At 34.9% G+C, this 19,968-nt stretch carries 13 protein-coding genes; 2 read left to right on the top strand and 11 right to left on the bottom strand.

Going from position 1 to position 19,968, the window contains the following annotated elements; translation table 11 throughout:
* Positions 1-112 precede the first annotated feature (112 nt).
* The 4 genes from secA to BD847_RS14345 form a co-directional block, all read right to left on the bottom strand.
* Entirely contained in the window at positions 113-3,457 is a 3,345-nt protein-coding gene (secA, locus tag BD847_RS14360; protein ID WP_115888942.1) for a preprotein translocase subunit SecA, read from the bottom strand.
* Between the two features lie 87 nt (positions 3,458-3,544).
* Entirely contained in the window at positions 3,545-3,766 is a 222-nt protein-coding gene (locus tag BD847_RS14355) for a DUF2795 domain-containing protein (RefSeq protein WP_007138072.1), read from the bottom strand.
* A 222-nt stretch (positions 3,767-3,988) separates the two neighbouring features.
* Positions 3,989-4,558: a cob(I)yrinic acid a,c-diamide adenosyltransferase gene (locus BD847_RS14350; protein WP_115888941.1), complete on the bottom strand. Its 570-nt coding sequence runs from the start codon at positions 4,556-4,558 to the stop codon at positions 3,989-3,991.
* A gap of 95 nt (positions 4,559-4,653) precedes the next feature.
* Complete coding sequence (locus BD847_RS14345; protein WP_115888940.1) at positions 4,654-5,340, bottom strand: ABC transporter ATP-binding protein; 687 nt, start codon at positions 5,338-5,340, stop codon at positions 4,654-4,656.
* A gap of 293 nt (positions 5,341-5,633) precedes the next feature.
* On the opposite strand from BD847_RS14345, the gene BD847_RS14340 reads away from it, so the two are divergent.
* Positions 5,634-6,293, top strand: a complete 660-nt coding sequence (locus BD847_RS14340; protein WP_115889033.1) for a DUF6565 domain-containing protein — start codon at positions 5,634-5,636, stop codon at positions 6,291-6,293.
* Positions 6,294-6,349: 56 nt separating this feature from the next.
* Here the strand turns inward: BD847_RS14340 and BD847_RS14335 are convergent, their stop codons facing one another.
* The 5 genes from BD847_RS14335 to BD847_RS14315 form a co-directional block, all read right to left on the bottom strand.
* Positions 6,350-7,129 carry an O-methyltransferase gene (locus BD847_RS14335; RefSeq protein WP_115888939.1) on the bottom strand — a complete coding sequence of 260 codons (780 nt, stop codon included), beginning with the start codon at positions 7,127-7,129 and terminating at the stop codon, positions 6,350-6,352.
* Positions 7,130-7,155: 26 nt separating this feature from the next.
* Positions 7,156-7,632, bottom strand: a complete 477-nt coding sequence (locus tag BD847_RS14330; RefSeq protein WP_115888938.1) for an FKBP-type peptidyl-prolyl cis-trans isomerase — start codon at positions 7,630-7,632, stop codon at positions 7,156-7,158.
* A gap of 96 nt (positions 7,633-7,728) precedes the next feature.
* Complete coding sequence (locus BD847_RS14325; RefSeq protein ID WP_115888937.1) at positions 7,729-8,094, bottom strand: four helix bundle protein; 366 nt, start codon at positions 8,092-8,094, stop codon at positions 7,729-7,731.
* A gap of 80 nt (positions 8,095-8,174) precedes the next feature.
* Positions 8,175-10,037 (bottom strand): ABC-F family ATP-binding cassette domain-containing protein, encoded by a 1,863-nt coding sequence (locus BD847_RS14320; RefSeq protein WP_115888936.1) that lies wholly within the window; start codon positions 10,035-10,037, stop codon positions 8,175-8,177.
* Positions 10,038-10,304: 267 nt separating this feature from the next.
* Positions 10,305-11,246: an AraC family transcriptional regulator gene (locus BD847_RS14315; RefSeq protein ID WP_115888935.1), complete on the bottom strand. Its 942-nt coding sequence runs from the start codon at positions 11,244-11,246 to the stop codon at positions 10,305-10,307.
* Between the two features lie 143 nt (positions 11,247-11,389).
* On the opposite strand from BD847_RS14315, the gene BD847_RS14310 reads away from it, so the two are divergent.
* Positions 11,390-14,602 carry a sugar-binding domain-containing protein gene (locus BD847_RS14310; protein ID WP_115888934.1) on the top strand — a complete coding sequence of 1,071 codons (3,213 nt, stop codon included), beginning with the start codon at positions 11,390-11,392 and terminating at the stop codon, positions 14,600-14,602.
* 333 nt (positions 14,603-14,935) lie between these two features.
* On the opposite strand, the gene BD847_RS14305 is transcribed toward BD847_RS14310, so the two are convergent.
* Both BD847_RS14305 and BD847_RS14300 read right to left on the bottom strand, forming a co-directional pair.
* Complete coding sequence (locus tag BD847_RS14305; protein WP_115888933.1) at positions 14,936-16,606, bottom strand: RagB/SusD family nutrient uptake outer membrane protein; 1,671 nt, start codon at positions 16,604-16,606, stop codon at positions 14,936-14,938.
* Between the two features lie 81 nt (positions 16,607-16,687).
* Positions 16,688-19,825, bottom strand: a complete 3,138-nt coding sequence (locus tag BD847_RS14300) for a SusC/RagA family TonB-linked outer membrane protein (protein WP_115888932.1) — start codon at positions 19,823-19,825, stop codon at positions 16,688-16,690.
* Positions 19,826-19,968 lie beyond the last annotated feature (143 nt).

Here is a 19,968-nt window from a genome sequence, read left to right as displayed (position 1 = left end):
TGGAAACTTTTTAAATAGAAAAACCCGACAGGTTTTTAAAACCTGTCGGGTTTGATATGAAATTTAAGTATTAGTCTGAAAACAGAAAACTGCGACTGAATACAAAAAAAAATTATTTAACTAGAACCCAAGCTCCTGAAGCTAAAAGCGTTTCTGCTTTTTTGAATTTCATTTCTTCAGTTTTACCAGTTGCAACTTCCTGAACTGTTACAGTATCATTACGGTTGATTTTTGGCATATCTCTAACAATGGTTTCAGTAACTTGACGTTGTTGTGTTTCTCCAGCTTCGCGGTTAATTTCTTCACTGCTTGGAATTTCGTCTTTACTTAATTGTAAGTTTTCTTTTTGACGAACTTCTCTTGCTTCGTGAATTTCAGAACTAACGTTTTGTGCTGGTAAATCACCTTTGAACAAGAATGAAATAACTTCTTTATTAACGTTGTCTAACATTCCTCTAAACAAATTGAAAGCTTCTAATTTGTAGATAAGTAATGGATCTTTTTGTTCGTGAACGGCCAATTGAACAGATTGTTTCAATTCGTCCATTTTACGTAAATGTTTTTTCCAAGCCTCATCAACAATAGAAAGAGTGATGTTTTTCTCGAAATCAGCAATTAACTGAGCACCTTCACTTTCGTATGCTTTTTTCAAGTCAGTTACTACATTCAAAGTTTTGATTCCGTCAGTAAATGGAACTACAATTCTTTCGAAATGATTGTTTGGCTCTTCAAAAACTCCTTTAATGATTGGGAAAGCTTCTCTTGCGCTTCTTTCTGTTTTTTCAGTGTAGAAAGCCAGAGCTTCTTTGTATACTTTTCCTGTAACTTCAATATCATTTAATTTATTGAAATCAGCTTCAGAAATTGGAGATGTGATTCCGAAATAACGAATTAAATCAAATTCAAATCCTTTAAAGTCGTTAGTCACTTTAGTGTTGCTTACAATTAATTCGCAAGTATCATAAAGCATGTTAGCGATATCAAGTTTCAAACGCTCACCAAACAAAGCGTGACGACGACGTTTGTAAACTACTTCACGTTGAGAATTCATAACGTCATCATATTCTAATAAACGTTTACGAACACCAAAGTTGTTTTCTTCTACTTTTTTCTGAGCACGTTCGATAGATTTAGTCATCATAGAATGCTGAATAACTTCACCTTCCTGTAATCCCATTCTGTCCATAACTTTTGCTACTCTTTCAGAACCGAATAAACGCATTAAGTTATCTTCAAGAGAAACGTAGAACTGAGAACTTCCCGGATCTCCCTGACGTCCTGCACGACCACGTAACTGTCTGTCAACACGACGAGAATCATGACGTTCTGTACCCACGATTGCTAAACCTCCGGCAGCTTTAACTTCTGGAGATAATTTAATATCGGTACCACGACCAGCCATATTTGTTGCAATAGTTACAACTCCGGCTTTACCAGCTTCTTCTACGATTTGTGCCTCTTGTTTGTGCATTTTAGCATTCAAGACGTTGTGTGTAACGCCTCTCATTTTCAACATTCGGCTTAATAATTCTGAAATCTCTACAGAAGTTGTTCCAATCAATACTGGTCTTCCTGCTTGCGAAAGTTGCGTAACATCTTCGATTACAGCGTTGAATTTTTCACGTGTAGTTTTGTAGATATAATCTTCTTTGTCTTGTCTTGCAATCGGACGGTTGGTTGGAATTTCAACAACATCCAATTTATAAATCTGCCATAACTCTCCAGCTTCTGTAACTGCTGTACCTGTCATACCACCCAATTTGCTGTACATTCTGAAATAATTCTGTAATGTAACTGTAGCAAAAGTTTGTGTAGCAGCTTCGATTTTTACGTTTTCTTTAGCTTCAATCGCCTGGTGTAAACCGTCAGAATAACGACGTCCATCCATAATACGACCTGTTTGCTCATCGACAATCAAAATTTTGTTGTCCATGATCACATATTCTACATCTTTTTCGAATAAAGCATATGCTTTTAAAAGTTGTGTTAGAGTATGGATACGCTCGCTTTTTACACCAAAATCCTGGAATAATCTTTCTTTGGCTTCTGCTTCAGCGTCTTTGTCTAATTTTTGTTTTTCAATCGCTGCGATTTCTGTTCCAATGTCCGGTAAAACGAAGAAATCAGCATCAGTATCTCCAGAAAGGTATTGAATACCATTATCTGTTAATTCAACCTGATTGTTTTTCTCTTCAATCACAAAATACAAAGCTTCGTCCACTTTATGCATTTCGCGATTGTTATCCTGCATATATTGATTTTCGGTTTTTTGAAGCAATTGTTTGATTCCTTCTTCACTCAAAAATTTAATTAATGCTTTATTTTTAGGTAAACTTCTGTAAGCTCTTAATAATAAGAATCCACCTTCTTTAGTATTTCCTTCTTTGATTAATTTTTTAGCTTCAGCTAAGAAACCATTCGCTAACTGACGTTGTTGTGCAACTAAGTTTTCGATTTTTGGTTTCAACTCATTAAACTCATGACGATCTCCCTGAGGAACCGGTCCTGAAATAATAAGCGGTGTTCTTGCATCATCAATTAATACAGAATCGACCTCATCGACGATTGCATAATTGTGTTTTCTCTGAACTAAATCACTTGGCGAGTGCGCCATGTTGTCTCTTAAGTAGTCAAAACCAAATTCGTTGTTGGTTCCGTACGTGATATCTGCATCGTAAGCTTTTTTTCTAGCCTCAGTACTTGGCTGGTGATTATCGATACAATCTACAGTTAAACCGTGGAATTCGAATAAAGGCGCTTTCCATGTACTATCACGTTTTGCAAGATAGTCATTCACTGTTACTAAGTGAACTCCGTTTCCTGTTAAAGCATTTAAGTAAAGTGGAAGAGTAGCAACTAACGTTTTTCCTTCACCAGTTTGCATTTCGGCAACTTTACCTTCGTGCAAAACCATACCACCAATCAACTGAACATCGTAGTGAATCATGTCCCAAGTGATGTCTTTTCCTGCAGCATTCCATTTGTTAGCCCAAACTGATTTTTCACCATCAATTGTAATATATGGTTTTGTTGCTGAAAATTCGCGATCTTTTGGAGTTGCTGTAACTTCAATATGAGAGTTTTCTTTGAAACGACGTGCCGTTTCTTTTACTACAGAAAATGCTTCCGGAAGAATTTCCAATAAAGTTTTTTCCGAGATTTCGTAAGCTTCTTTTTCAAGAGCATCAATTGCATCGTAAATGTCTTCTCTTTTATCGATGTCTTCGATGTTTTCTACTTCCGCTTTAAGCGAAGCAATTTTAGCATCTTTATCAGCTCTGGCTTCTTTTATTCTATCTTTAAAATATACGGTTCTACCTCTTAATTCGTCATTAGACAAACTCATTAGGCTGGTTTCGAATGTTTTAATTTTGTTTAAATAAGGTTGTAAAGCTTTGACATCTTTCTGTGATTTATCACCTACAAAGACTTTAATAATACTGTTTATGAAACTCATGATTTATTTTGTATTTCTTTATTATATATATGTATTTGAACCAAAAAAAAAGTCTCTGTGATGAGACTTTTTCCTTTGGTTTATTTTTTAATATTCATCCTCATTCCAAAGATAATCTTCGTCTGTTGGATAATCAGGCCAAATTTCTTCCATTGATTCATATATCTCGCCTTCATCTTCAATTGATTGAAGGTTTTCTACTACTTCTAATGGAGCTCCAGCTCTAATAGCGTAGTCAATAAGTTCATCTTTGTTAGCAGGCCATGGCGCATCACTTAAATAAGATGCTAATTCTAATGTCCAATACATCTGTTATCTGTTTAGTTTGTGCAAAAATAAATTTTTTACTGAAAAAGACAAGTAAATTTTGATTTATTTTAATAAAATTTAAGAACGTCCTTGTTAGTAATCAGTTTTCAGCGGCAGTTTGCAGTCTTGTGACTTAAATTTGCAACTAAGTTACTTCATTTAGTATCCAGTTTTGGTGCTAATTTTCAGCTTGAAAAACTGAAAACTAGAAACTGCGACTTTCTACTTCCTCGGAATCCATTTTACTTCTTCCGCTTTTAAGTCTGAGGACAACTTCCGTGCCAAGACAAAAAGGTAGTCAGAAAGTCGGTTTAAGTATTTGATTGCTACTTCGGGAACGTGTTCATTATGGCTTAAATGTACTGCCAAACGCTCTGCGCGACGGCAAATACAACGTGCTATATGACAATGTGACACAGTTGGATGGCCGCCCGGTAAAACAAAATGCGTCATTGGCGGAAGGCTTTCCTCCATTTTATCTATTTCGTTTTCTAATAATTCGATATCCGAATCAATTATGCCGAGATTTTCTAATCGAAGTTTGCCATTTTTTAAGACTTCTTTTTCCTGTGGAGTTGCCAAAATGGCACCAACAGTAAAAAGACGATCCTGTATTTCTATTAAAATGGTCTTATAATGTGCATCCATTTTCTGATCGCGAATTAATCCGATATAAGAATTTAATTCATCGACAGTTCCGTAACTGTCAATTCTAATATGATCTTTAGGAACGCGCGTGCCTCCAAAAAGAGCAGTTGTTCCTTTATCTCCGGTTTTTGTATATACTTTCATTTTTTTAAGATTCTAAGGTGCTGAGATGCTAAGTTTTTTTTTGAAGCGATTAAATAATTAACCAAATAAACGGTTAAACTATTTTAAATCTAAAATTATTTCGTGGTGTCGCTTTCAATTAATCCGTCTCTTAAACGAATAACTCTGTGCGCGTACGCTGCGATATCTTCTTCGTGGGTTACTAAGATTACAGTGTTTCCTTGCGCGTGAATGTCTCCAAAAAGCTTCATGATTTCTACGGAAGTTTTACTGTCTAAGTTTCCTGTTGGTTCATCGGCCAAAATAATTGAAGGTTTATTTACCAAAGCGCGGGCGATGGCAACACGCTGGCGCTGTCCTCCTGATAATTGATTGGGCTGGTGATCCATTCTGTCTGCAAGATTTACTTGTTTAAGAACTTCTGTTGCGCGTGAATTTCTTTCAGATTTAGAATAACCTGCATAAATCATTGGTAAAGCCACATTATCTAAAGCGGTTGTTCTGGGTAAAAGATTAAAGGTCTGAAAGACGAAACCAATTTCGGTATTTCGAATTCCGGCGAGTTCATCATCTTTCATTTGACTGACATCTTTTCCATTTAAAACATAACGTCCGGAAGTTGGCGTATCCAAACAGCCTAATAAGTTCATTAAAGTTGATTTTCCGGAACCTGAAGGCCCCATCAAAGCGACATATTCTCCTTTATTGATTTCTAAATTAATTCCTTTTAAAACATAAACAATTTCATTACCTAATACAAAATTTCGTTTTATGTCTGTGATCTTAATTAATGGATTTGCCATTTCGTGTTACAATTTTGGTTTTAAAAGTACAAAACACTTTTCAATAAACGATGAGTAGTCGATAATTGGTTTTTGTTACAAAAACATCTTTTAGCCGACAATCGTAATTAATAATAAGTAATGTTATTATTAAAATAGTTATATCTTTTTTGATATGTTTTGTATAATTGTCATTATTTTTTGTTTTTTATAGATTTATTATATTATTAATATTAAAAACATGGTAATAATGTAATTTTAGATATTGTGTTATGGGTACATTTGTTAATGTATTAATTAAACAATCAGTAATTATGAAAAACATACAATTATTATCAGGAATTGCATTAATTGCACTGAGCTTTACTTCTTGTAAAGATGAAAAACAAGAAAAGGCACAACGAACAGTAGACTCTTATGTAACCTACGTCGACTCTGTTAAAAATGTTGCTGCAGCCGATTTGAAAGAAAATTGGAAAACAGTAGAATCTGAATATGATAGAAAAGCTCAGGAAGCTGAATTGGCTTTGGCTGATATAAAAGATAATTCGGCTGCGACCGAAAAAATAAATACAAGTAAAGTAAAATACGAAGAGTTTAGAAAAGAAATGACCGCCGTTTTTGCCCCACCAGCTCCGAGTCCGAAACAACAATTGCGTAATGCTTTATTTGGTGAAGGGAAAATTGGAGACGATATGAGTTTCAGCTGGGTAAATGCTCAAAATATTCATAGTGTTTATCAGCAATTTGTGCACACTGTAGAAAATAATAAAGATCGTTATTCAAGAGAAGACTGGGATGAGATTAAACTTTTGTATGAAGCACTTGACAGTCGAAAAAATACGGTTGAAAAAGAAGGTTTAACTTCTGAAGACAACAGAAAAATTGCAGGTTTGAAAATAAAATTTGCTCCAATGTATACTGTAAACAGAATGGGAGCTAAATCTGAAGAAAACAAAGAAGCTAAAAAATAAATTTTTACGTTTTTGAATTAGTAGTAAAATGGCAATCAGAAATGGTTGCCATTTTTTTATGTGCGAATGATAAAATGCTCTTTTGGTTGTTCGTATCTAAAGAAAACAAATCCCCATTGAAAGGTATCAATTGTAACTTTTACTTTCGGATGCTTTTTGATGATTTCCCAGGCATCTTCCATATCAGCCGACCAATGAATATCGTCAAAAATCCAAACGGAATTATTGTTGATAGTTGGAAGTAAAACTTCAAAATAGTCTAATGTTGCTTTTTTTGAATGATTTCCGTCAAAATAAATCAGGTCAAAGATAGAAGATTGCAGCTCTTCCGAAATTAAGAAAGATCCAAATTCTGAAACTACGTTTTCTACATTATCGCACTCAAAGTGTTGTAAATGTTCTTGAGCGATACTCGATGTTAATGGGCAACCTTCAATCGTAACAACTTTTGCTTTTGGATTACCCAAAGAAAGCGCAGATGTAGCCAAACCTAATGATGTGCCAATTTCAAGAACATTTTCAGGTTGGAAATAATTTGTTACACGAAATAATAATTCGGCTCTTTTAGAAGAGATTCCTGCGGTTTGAACAATTTTTGAAACCTGTCTGTTATTGGATTTAAAAACTTTAGAACCTGCGCCAAAATCAGTAACATCAATAAAACTCTTATTTTCTAAAATTGATTTCCTATAATTTTTAAGAACCTGATATTCGGTTTTTGTTTTTTTATCGTAAAAACATTTCGTTAGTAAATTAAATACGAATGGCGAATGAACGGCATGTTCGTTTTTGGATTTCCAAAGGAAATTTAAATAGGATTTTATTTGAAAAAACATCTTGAAATTGAAAGTTAATTAAGGACTTATTTTACTGCAATCAATTTAATATCAAAAATAAGTACAGAACCTCCAGGGATTCCTCTGTCATCATAACTTCCATATCCTAAACGAGAAGGGATCAAAAGAATGCCGCTTCCTCCAGTTTTAAAAAACGGAATTCCTTCTGTCCAGCCTCTAATTACTTGTTGCAAGTTAAAAGTTATGCCTGCAGCTGTACTTTCGTTAAAGACAGCTCCGTTAGAATAATATCCTTTGTAAGCAACTGTTACATTCGATGTCATAGTTGGCTGATCACCAGTTCCGGGTTCATTGATTACATAATATAAACCAGATGCTGTTTTTTGAGCTGTTAAATTGTGTTTGGCGATATAATCGGTGATTTCTTTTTCGTTTTCTACAGTGTAATCTTTTGGTGGGTCAATAGTAACAGGTTCTTGTTCAGGACTTGAGCAAGAAATAAAAACTGTAAGAACAAGTAGTGCAGATAAAAAATGTTTCATGGTGGTATTTTGTTAATGCGTCAAATATAGGAAAATAGTTTTTAGTCGCAGTGCCAGTCGCAGTGCCAGTTTTCAGTTTTGTGATAGTCGTTAATTTTATCCGCATCCAAATTTATTGGGATTGTTGATCATATAGTTTATCAATCTTCCGATTTCGAGACTTTTACTGTTTAGTTTGTCAAAGGTTTCTTTATTAATGTATTGACATTTCAGAGAAAATTCAAGCCATGTACACGTTTCTGAGTTTTCAGCATCGCTATCAGTTAATTTACTTATAAAATGATTTGTATATCTTCTTTTTCGGTACGATTCGGCAATGTTAGCGGAAACACTTCTTGAAGATCGACGTATTTGATCGGTTAATGAGAACTTTTCTTCATTTGGAAAAGTTTTTGACAATTCAAAAATCTCCATCGCAAGTTCAAATGATTTTTTATAAGCTAATAATTCTTTAAAATCCATAATTCAGTTTTTTACAAAACTAAGAATTTTCTCTCAATTTTGTAAAACTGAATACTGCGACTGCGACTGAAAACTAAAAACTATCCCTCAATCTTAGCCGAAAGCTCAAACCAGCGTTCTTCTTTCTGATCTATTTTATTGATGATATTTTGAAGTTCGTTTGCTTTTTTCTCAATATCAGCATCGGCTACTTTTCCGTCAGAGAATAATTGTTCGATTTTAGTCTTTTCGATTTCTAAATCTTTTATTTCTCTTTCGATTTTCTGATATTCTTTTTGCTCGTTAAAACTTAGATTTCCAGTTGGATTGTTTTGTTTCCAATCTTTCTTTTCAGCTTTGTTTTCTTCTTTTTGAGCAACATCGGCACTGTCTTCGTAAGCACGGAAATCAGAATAGTTTCCAGGGAAATTTTCGATTTCGCCTTGTCCTCTGAAAACAAATAAATGATCAACAATTTTATCCATGAAATAACGGTCGTGCGAAACAACCAATAAACATCCCGGATAATCTAAAAGGAAACTTTCTAAAACATTTAATGTCACGATATCCAAATCGTTTGTTGGCTCATCGAGAATCAAAAAGTTTGGATTCTGAATTAAAACGGTACATAAATACAAACGTTTTAATTCTCCACCGCTTAATTTCTCAACATAATCATATTGTTTTTTCGCATCGAATAAGAATCGCTCCAATAATTGCGAAGCTGAAATGATTTTCCCTTTTGCAAGCGGAATATATTCTCCGTATTCCTTAATAATATCAATAACACGCTGACCCGGTTTTGGATTAATTCCGGATTGTGTGTAATATCCAATTTTGATGGTGTCACCTTTCACAACGCGTCCGCTGTCTGGCGGAATTGTTCCTGTAAGAAGATTTAAGAAAGTCGATTTACCGGTTCCGTTTTTACCAATAATCCCTATTCTTTCGCCACGTTGAAAATCAAAACTGAAATTATCCAGAATAACACGGTCTTTGAATTTTTTAGAAAGTTTATGAAGCTCGATAATTTTGCTTCCCATTCTTTCCATGTTGATTTCAAGCTCAACCTTGTTTTCCTTACGTCGGCTTTGTGCTTTTTCTTTAATTACATAAAAGTCATCCTGACGTGATTTAGATTTGGTTGTTCTCGCTTTTGGCTGGCGACGCATCCATTCTAATTCTTTTACAAATAAGTTTTTGGCTTTGTCAATACTAGAGTTCTCAGATGTAATTCGCTCTTCTTTTTTCTCTAAATAATAAGAATAATTTCCTTTGTATTGGTATAATTTTCCGTTGTCTAATTCGATAATTTCGTTGCAAACACGTTCCAAAAAGAAACGGTCGTGCGTTACCATAAACAAGGTAATATTTTCTTTGGCAAAATAACTTTCAAGCCATTCGATCATTTCAAGATCCAAATGGTTGGTTGGCTCATCCAAAATCAATAAATCCGGACGATTGATCAAAATGATCGCCAATGAAAGACGCTTTTTTTGTCCTCCGGAAAGATTTTTAACTTTAAGTTTAAAATCTTCCAGTTTTAATTTAAAAAGAATTTGTTTGTATTGCGTTTCAAAATCCCAAGCATTGTGCTGATCCATTCCGTCAAAAGCTTTTTGATACGCTTCTTCGTCATTTGGGTTTTCTAATGCTTTTTCGTAAGCCTCAATTATTTTAAGTGTTTCATTATCTGAAGCGAAAATACTTTCTTCAATCGTAAGTTCATCTTGTAGATTATTATCCTGAGAAAGAAAAGCCATTCTGATTCCTTTTCTCAAAACAACTTGTCCTGTATCTGGCTCATCCAAACCATTAATAATACTCATAATGGTGGTTTTTCCTGAACCATTTTTGGCAATAAAAGCAATTTTTTGGTCTTTGTTGATTCCAAAAGAAATGTTGTCAAAAAGGACTCTTTCGCCAAATGACTTTGATATATTTTCTACAGATAGGTAGTTCATTGTTTTATTTTATTTAAAATCAGATAATTGTAATTTGTTTAAATCTACAAGTCTCTAATTTAGTCTCTATATAATAAAGACTGTTTTTTTATTTAAGCGGCAAAGATACCCTTTTGAACGTAACAAAAAAAGATAGCGTGAGGCTATCTTTTACTTTGAATCTCTAATAGTTAACTGACTTTCTATCTCTTTCTGTTACTGAAAGACTGGAGCGTTTTAATTTTTACATCAAAAGTGATTAGAAATGGGCTGGAAATACCTTTAAAATCACGATTTATTTTTGAATAAAAAAGAAGAAGAATCAGCTTCAGCTTGTGAAAATTGCTGTCGATATTGTGTTGGAGAAACTCCCATTAGTGAATTAAAAACTCGTGAAAAATAATAAGGATCTTCTATTCCGGAAAGTTCCGCAATCTCTTTGATGCGTAAGTTTGTAAATTGAAGATTTTGACAAGCAGTTTGTATTTTAAGGTGATTTACATATTCTATTGGTGTATAACCTGTTTTGTTTTTAAACAACATCGAGAAATGAGATAAGGATAAGTTTGCTTGTTCACTTATCATTTCTAGAGTTAAACGTCGTTGAATATTTTCGCTGATGTAGGTTATCGCTTTTTCAATAGGATCAGATTGTTCTTGTATAAGGCTTGCGCCGAAGCGTTCATCATAAAGAAAAGATCCTAAAATTTGCCATAATAGAATAGAGGCATAACCTGTGTTAGATTTTCCATATCCAAGTTGGAGGTTTTTGTATAATTCTTCAAAAAGATTATTTCGTACTTCGCTGGCATAAATCATGTTTTCGCCAGCAATTAACTTCTCATACAAATTAGTGGCTAAATGTAAACCGCCCTCTCCTTTGAAGTGAATCCAATAAATAGTCCATGGATCGTCTTTATCAGCAGAATATGTATGAGCAAGTCCTACTGGCACTATCAGGAATTGATTAGGCTTGATTGTGTAAAGTTGATTTTCAATTTTGCACCATCCTTTTCCACCAATACAATAAATCAATATATTCTCTGATGAGCCTTGTTTTCTTTGACGATAATGATTTGATGCCTGAGGATAGAATCCAATGTCGGTAACATATAAAAATCTATTGATTGGATTAGAAGAAAGACGATCGACCACTAAATTAGGAAGGACAATGCTCTTTTGTCCCTTGAAACCTTCCTTTTTCCGGACTGATGTTTTCTTTGCTTTCATTTTTGTCTAAATCAGATAATTATCCAGCAATTTAGTAAGTTTTTCCATTTTATAGCATCAGCTACTGTATTAATTTTATTTTTTAGTTTTATTAATATATTTAAAAAGTAGTTGTCACTCAGGCAATTTAAAATTTTAGAAAAATGAAAATTAAATTAATGCTTGCAGTCTGTCTTCTTTTCTTATCGGCAGATCAAATTTTTTCTCAGAATAAAACCTTAAATCTTTCTGGTTCCTGGAACTTTAAATTAGATCCAAATGACAATGGCGAAAAAGAAAATTGGTCAATGGGGCAATTTTCGGAAACAATTCAATTACCCGGCACAACCGATGAAGGACATAAAGGAACAAAAACAATCGGGCCTGATTATGGAATTCTTTCACGCGAATACAAATATGTTGGACCTGCCTGGTATAGCCGTGAAATAAATGTGCCAAGTAAATGGAAAGGAAAAGATATAGAACTTTTTCTGGAAAGAGTAATGTGGGAATCGAAAGTTTGGATCGACGGAAAATTGTTGACCAAAGAAGATGCGTTGGCGGTGCCACATTTGCATCGTTTAGGAAAATTAAGTCCCGGAAAACATATCATTACTATTAGAATAAATAATGATTTGATTTATAATATAGGAGATAAAGGTCATGTTTATACAGAATATACCCAAAGTATATGGAATGGAGCTGTTGGGAAAATAGAATTGCGTGCAAAAGAAAACATGCAGATTTATGATATGCAATTGTTTCCGGATGCCGATAAAAAAGAATTGGAAGTAAAACTAAAGCTTCGAAATCCCGTTGCAAGTAAAATTGTATACTCCATAACTGATTTACAAACCGGAGAAAAAGTGGTTACGACAAAAAAAACACTTTCGAATATCGAAGAACAAACGCAAAAATTGGAAATGAATTTTCCAATTAAATTATGGGATGAATTCACACCTAATCGTTATAGAATTACGGCTGAAGTTGCAAATGGAGGAGAACAAAGTGCCGACTTTGGATTTAGAAGTGTCAGTACATCAGCTTCAAAAATTTTAATCAACAAGGCTCCTGTATTTATGCGAGGGAATTTAGATTGCGTACACTTTCCGCTTACCGGATATCCATCTTGTGATGTCAAAGAATGGGAGCGAATTTTTAAAATTTATAAATCGTATGGACTAAATCATGTGCGATTCCATTCGTGGTGTCCGCCTGAAGCAGCTTTTGAAGCGGCTGATAAATTAGGGATTTATATTCAGGCCGAAACTATTTGGATTGATTACTGGATGACATCCACACCAAAAGATCGACCGGATATGTTGACAAAAGGACTTCCGGAAGGTTTGGGGAAAAATCCTTCAGCTGATAAGTTTGTTCAGGAAGAGTTGCAGCGTATTTTGGATGCTTATGGTAATCATCCATCTTTTGTGATGCTTTGTATTGGAAATGAGTTGGGGAATTCAAATTTTGATGTGATGCAGCAATGGATAAAAAAGCTCAAAGAAAAAGATAGCAGAAGATTGTATTCCGTTTCAACGGCAAGAAAAATTACACCTGTAGATGATTTTAGTGTAACTCATAATATTCCCGGAGTAGGAGGAACGTACGGAATTCAGGGGGCAAGTACTGATTATGATTTGGAAAAAAATTACTCCAAAAGCACTATTCCGATTATTGCTCATGAAGTAGGACAATTTCCAGTTTATCCTTTATGGAGTGAAATAGATAAATATAAAGGAGTTTTGAAAGCGCGTAATCTTGAAAAATGCAAGGAATCGGCGGTGTCAAATGGACTTGTGAATAAAGATGCAGATTTTCACGCTGCAAGTGGTGCTCAACAAAGAGAGTTGTACAAAGCCTTAATTGAAAATTTTTACAGAACAAAGTCTTGTGCCGGTTTTGAAATGCTAAGTATGCAGGATTATCAAGGGCAAGGTGAAGCATTGGTTGGATGGCTTGATGCTTTTTATGATGATAAAGGAACTACTTCTCCTGAATATTTTAGACAGTATAGCAATGTGATTGTTCCGTTGGCAAGATTTAAAAAATTTGTATGGGAAAACAAAGAAAGGTTTAAAGCAACAATTCAAATTGCGAATTATAGTTCGGCAGATTTAATCAATGATGTAGAATGGGAGTTAATTGCGACAGATGGAAAATCAATTGGTAAAGGAGAAATACAGAAAGCAAGTATAAAAAGAGGAGAACTTCAAACTATTGAAGAAATTGATATGCCGCTAAATGCGATTCAACAAGCTACGGAAGCAAAACTGAAAATTAATATTCCCGGAACTTCTTATCATAATGAATGGACAGTTTGGATTTATCCGTCAAGTCTTCCTGATGAAACGTCTCCTAAAGTTTTTGAGACAAATAAGATTGATGACAAAACAATAGCAGCTTTGCAAAAAGGAGAGACCGTTGTTTTGTATGCAGCTAAATTAGGTAAGCAGGAATCTTTTAGACCATTATTTTTCGAACCATTGTTTTGGTCTAATATTTTCTTTCCCGGACAGGAAAATACAACTCTTGGTTTGAGTGTAAACGAAAAACATCCAGCGTTTAAAAACTTTCCTTCAGCTTTCTACGGAGACTGGCAATGGGAAGCAATAAGTAAAGGAAGGGCTTTTAAATTGGATAATTGGCCAGCGGCTATAGAGCCTTTTGCGCAGCCAATCAGCGATTTTCATATAAATGAAAAGTTGGGTTCTTTATTTGAATGTCGTGTGGGTAAAGGACGTTTGCTGGTTTGTGGATATGATATTGAAGACAATAAAAATGTTGTGGCAAAACAACTTCGCTATAGTTTGTTGAAATATGTTAGCAGTAGTGATTTCAATCCAACTAGTACTGTAGAATTGTCACTTTTACAATCAACATTTCCTCTAATAAAAGAAGCTCAAAGCAAAGTTCCTGTGCCGGAAGAATTTGCCAATGCACTGCTTTATGTAAAAGCAGGAATTAATGTACCAAAGGAAACAGGTGAATATCCTTGGAAAAAAGAAATGGATGTTTCAGTCCTTAAACGAAAAATGCAATATAATTTTAAGAACAATGAAAATCCTTCAATCTGGCGATGGGATGATAAAGCGGCTTGGTTTGCAAAAGAAATTGAAATTGAAATAAATGTACCTCAAGGTGTAATAGGAGATTTGTATGTCCATTTTTCTGATTGGAATAAGGAAAATAGAGAAGCTAAAATCTTGTTGGAAGGCAGAGAATCGGTTACCGGTGTATTGGATCAGAAAGGAAAATGGGTCAAATTATTTGTAATGCGTGAAGACACAAATGATGGTAAGTTAATTCTCCGTACTAATAGTCTTGCTGGTAGCAATGTGATGATTGATCAGTTGATTTTTGTGGAAAACAAATAATAATAGTGTAATTGTAGCGGTTGCCTAATACTATTTTTATAATACAATAGAGGTTCGCTTTTCACGGAGTTTTAATAAAAAGCTGTGCAAATGTCAATTCTGAGTTTGTGCAGCTTTTTTTGTAGACTATGTTTTTTAACTGTGTCTTGATATAAAAAAAAGCACTGTCAGGTTTTGACAGTGCTTTTAAACAAAAAACAAAAACCAAAACGACCGTCTGTTTCAATGTTAAATTTTATTTATAACATGTAACGACGCCTGGTACTAAAATGGCTGCTGTTGAAGGGTTAGTTTCAGAATTTCAGCAGCCATAATGCTTTTAAAATTTATGTTTTAATATCCTTTTGCAGTTTGGGCTGCACCTAGATTAGGGTTTTTGTCTACTGCTGCCTGAGGGTAAGGTAGTTTTACAAATTTATTTTGCCATCCGCGTTCTTGCGTGATGTTATTTGTAATGTCGTAAACGGTTTTCATTACCTGATCGGCAATTCCCCAACGGCGAATATCAAAATAACGCTGTCCTTCTCCCGCTAATTCAATACGTCTTTCATTTCGGATTAGTTCACGCATTTTTTCTTTTGTATTATAAACAGTCTGATCCACAGCCGGCATACCTGAGCGATCTCTAATGTCGTTGATCGCTTCATAAACAGAACTATCCGGACCGCTAACTTCATTTTTTGCTTCGGCATAAATCAATAATACCTCAGCATAACGTAAAATTGGAAAATCTTGTGCGCCGTCCCATTCTGTAGAGAGATATGCAGTATCTACCAGTTTTCTGAAATTGTATCCAGTCCAACTGTAAGAGGAACCCCAATCATAAAGATAGCCTGGTGAAGCATTCTCCCAAGGAGAGGTAGGGAATAATATACTTGCATACAAACGGGTGTCTCTGTTGTGAAATTCAGCAAAATAAGCAGCATTCGGATTTCCTCCATTATAATTTGAAGCTCTTTCTGTAACTGATGGCGCGTTAAAAGAATGTCCTGTTTTATCCCAATAAGAATTTACCAATTCAATTGTAGGTGTTATTGAACTCCAGCCTCCAAGATCACTAGGAGGAAGTAAAGTATTTAAACCATTTCCCCATTCATAGGATGAATTATTGATGGCTTGAGAAGTTATAATTACTTCTGAATTATCATCATTTGCAGCCCAGAATAATTGTTCATAGTTAGCAACTCCCTGATTGAATTTTTGTTTTTCTGCCGTAGATGCAAAATCAACGAAATTTGAAAAATCATCTTTGGTTTTAGAAATATCGCCGCCTCTAAATAAATGATAAACACCTAATTCTTGTACTTTTTTTGCACTTGCAGCGGCGTCAGCAAATTTATTATAATCCAATTCTACTCTTGCTTTTAGTGCCCATGCAGCTCCTTTTGTAATTCTTCCTTTTTCATTGCTTAGACCTCCTGAGTAAGTAAGAGGTAAATCGGCTTGGGCTGCTGCTAACTCATTAATAATAAAATCTACAACCTCCGGTTCTGGTGTTGGAACTACAGCGGTTTCTTGTGGACTGGTATAGTCACTTGTAAGCAATGGTACAGCTCCGTATAAACGGATTAAGTCAAAATAGGTCATTGCACGCAAAACTTTTGCTTCGGCAATAAAACGTTTTTTAAGATTTTCATCCATTGAAATTTTCCCAATGTTGTCCAAATAGGTATTAAAACCTCGAATACTTTGATATTTACCCGAATAATTACCTGCGCTTAATGATGCTGGAGTAATGTTTCCCTCACTGATTGTTGTGGCGTCACTTTCCCACGGATATTGACAGTAGGCATTATCCGCAGATCCGTCATTGTAGGAGTTTCCATAGGCATAAGCCAGATAACTGTAACAACCATTTAATGCCAATCGGGCATCGTTTTCTGAAGTCCAGAATGTACTATTTGAATTTGTATCTTGCGGCACTCTCTCCAACGGAGGTGCAGTACAGCTAAAAATGGTCGCTGCCGCAAATGATAGTGCTATTTTGTTAATTATATTTTTCATTTTGTATGTACTGTTTTTTATGTGTCTTAAAAAAAAAATCCATGCAGACAGATTTAATTTTTAGAAGACAAATTGGTTAGATTAAAAAGAAAGGTTTATACCAAAAGAGTAGGTTTTCAATTGCGGATAAGAGGCTCTTTGTGAAGCAACTTCCGGGTCAAAATCCTTCATGCGTTTGTCTCCTCTTATTGTAAATAAGTTGTTTCCAGCTAAATACAATCTAAACCCTTGCAGTTTAATTTTTTCTAATACCGTTCTTGGTAAATTGTAACCCAATGACATCGATTTAACACGCAAATAAGAAGTATCAAACAACCAGAAAGATGATTTTTGAAGATTCTGTGTGTTGTCTGCTGAAAGCAACATTCTCGGATAAGCTGCATTTGGATTTGGGTTTTCTGTTGTCCAACGGTCTAATGCATAAGTTTTTACACCGGCACCATTAAAGAAAGCCTGAGCAGCTTCTGCTTCAAGATAAGCTTTTGTTCCCTGTACGCCTTGCAACATAACAGCAAAGTCGAAGTTTTTATATTCCAAAGTAGAATTGAATCCGTACGTCAGTTTAGGAATTTCACTACCTAAAATAACACGATCATCCCCGTCAATTTTTCCGTCACCATTTTGATCTTTATATTTAATATCTCCCGGTTTTGTATTGGTTGATTGCGTCGCGTGGTTGGCAACATCATTAGCATCAGCAAAAAGTCCTTCTGCTTGCCACATATAAAATGAACCTACTTGCGAACCAACTCTATTAATGTAATTTCCGTCAGGCGGAGTTTCTTGTACATCGCCTAAGTCTGAAACCTTATTCCAGATACGGCTCATATTTGCTCCTACCGAATATTTTAATGCTCCTGCTTTGTTGTTGTATGAAACAGAAAGTTCAAGACCGTTGTTAGTTACTTGCCCTAAGTTTATTGGAGGAATAGTACTCAAACCTGCTTCAGCCGGGATGTAAGGATTTGGTAATAAGATACCATCTGTTAGTTTGTTATAAGCGTCTACTTGTAGGTTAAATTTGTTGTTCCACAAAGCAAGATCCAAACCAATGTTTGTCATATTTACTTTTTCCCATCCTAAAAGAGGGTTGTAAATTTGTCCCGGAACAATTCCATCTTGTTTTGTTCCGTCAAGAATAATTTGTGTTCCCGAGTTTAAAGTGTTGTAATAATCGTAATTTCCTACGTTACTCACACTTCCTAATTTACCCCATGAAGCGCGCAGTTTTAATTCTGAAATCCACTCCGTCGATTTCATAAATTCCTCCTGAGAAATACGCCATGCTCCAGAAAAAGAAGGGAATAATCCAAAACGGTTTTCTACCGGAAATTTCGAAGAACCATCATATCTAAGACTCGATTCGAATAAATATTTATTATTGTAAGCATACGTTACACGACCAAAAAAAGACTGAAATGCATTTTGTCCAGGAGCTCCGGAAGCACTTGTGTTTATAGGGTCTGATGAACCGGCGTTAATTGATTCAATATTATTAGTAACATATCCTTTTCTTGTTACTGAAATATTTCTCCCCGAGTTATCTTCATAAGAAAGACCTCCTAAAATTTTGAAATTATGCTTGTCTAATTTCTTGTCGTAGCTGATTGTAAGGTCGGTTAAGAATTTCCCTAAATTGCTCCACTGTTCATTATATGAATTTTGAACTACAGCTGTTCCCGGAACATCCGCTTTGGTATCAAAATTTACAAGAGCCGGTAATCTATTGATAAAAGAATTTGTAAAGTCATTGTCTAAACTATAAGAAACAGAACCTGTAATATCTAATCCTTTAACTGGACTAAAAACGGCTCTCAAAGCACCCAAAAAGCGATCTTTTGTATATCCTGATCTTCCTCCTTCTTTTAGTAATCTGTAATAATAACCACCTGACTGTGTCACTTTTCCTGTAAAAACTCCGTATGAACCATCAGATTGTGTGGCTACAGACAATGGTACAAGTCTGTCTATAGAGGTAAAATTCAGATCACCATTTTCATTGTCCAATCGATCATGGCTATAAGAAATGGTAGTTCCTATTGTAAATTTGTCACTTACTTTAGACTCCGTATTCGATCTGAAAGAATATCTGTTGATTTTTTTATTGGCAAAAAGTGAGTTTTGTTCAAAAAAGGATCCGCTTATAAAATAACGCGTTGCGCCTCCGCCGGAAACATTAATTTCATGCTCAAATATTGGCGATGATTTTTGAAGTAATAACTTGTACCAATCTGTATTGGCGTAATGGTCCGGATCTGAATTATTTTTGATTTTATTGATTTCGTCCGGGGAGTAAAATACTGATTTACCAGCATTAAGTCTAGCTTCATTATACAATTCAGCATATTGAAGTGCATCGACACGATTTGGCAGTATAACAGCCGACTGAACTCCAAAATAACTGTTGTAGTTAAATTGCGCCTTGCCTTCTTTTCCTTTTTTAGTGGTTACAACGATAACACCGTATGCAGCACGAGATCCATAAATTGCAGAAGAAGATGCGTCTTTTAAAACCGACATACTTTCTACATCATTAGAATTAATTCTGTTAAAATATTCGGCAGTTGCAATTACACCATCAATAATAAATAAAGGCGAAGATGATCCGAAGTTTCCTTTTCCACGCAAATTAATTGTTCCAATATCTCCTCCTACGTCTCCAGGTCTTGCGATTACTGTCAGTCCGGGAACAGTTCCTTGTAAAGTATTGGTTAGGTTGGAAACGGCTCTGTTGGTAATCATTTTTGTATCTACTGTGCTTACAGCGCCAGAAAGATTGACTTTCTTTTGTTTGCCATATCCCACAACAACTACTTCTTCCAGTTTCTGTCCTGTTTGCTTTAAAACTATTGTAAGTGTATTGCCGGTAATTGCAACTTCTTGTTCCTGCATGCCAATATAAGAAACAATTAATTTGGAGGCATTGCCAGAAACACTAATACTAAAGCTACCATCCATGTCGGTTTGTGTACTTATTTTGGTGCCTTTTACAATAATGTTTGCGCCGGGAACGGGTAATCCTTGTTCGTCTACTACTTTTCCTTTTATTGTTTTCTGAACAAAAGACGAATGGATTTTTGTTGTTGCTTCTGTAGTGGGATTTGTTGATGCTGAAGCATGTAAGGCAATTGTGCAAAAGACAATCGGGGTAAATTTTGAAAAATGTGCAAATAAATTTTTTGGCCAAAAAACTCTAGGCCGGTTTTTGGTTAATCTCATAATGTTTAAAGTTTGGTTAATGTTAATAGTTGAGTTTTTTTAATCGTTTTTGTTTGTTTTTTTAAGGAATAGAAAATTTCTTAGCAATGCTGAAAAGCATGCGCTGGAAAGCGAGTTTTGAAATCAAAAAAAGACGGTTAACC

Origin of the sequence: Flavobacterium cutihirudinis (assembly GCF_003385895.1) — a bacterium.
Classification (GTDB): Bacteria; Bacteroidota; Bacteroidia; order Flavobacteriales; family Flavobacteriaceae; genus Flavobacterium; species Flavobacterium cutihirudinis.
This window is presented reverse-complemented; position numbering and strand designations above follow the sequence as displayed.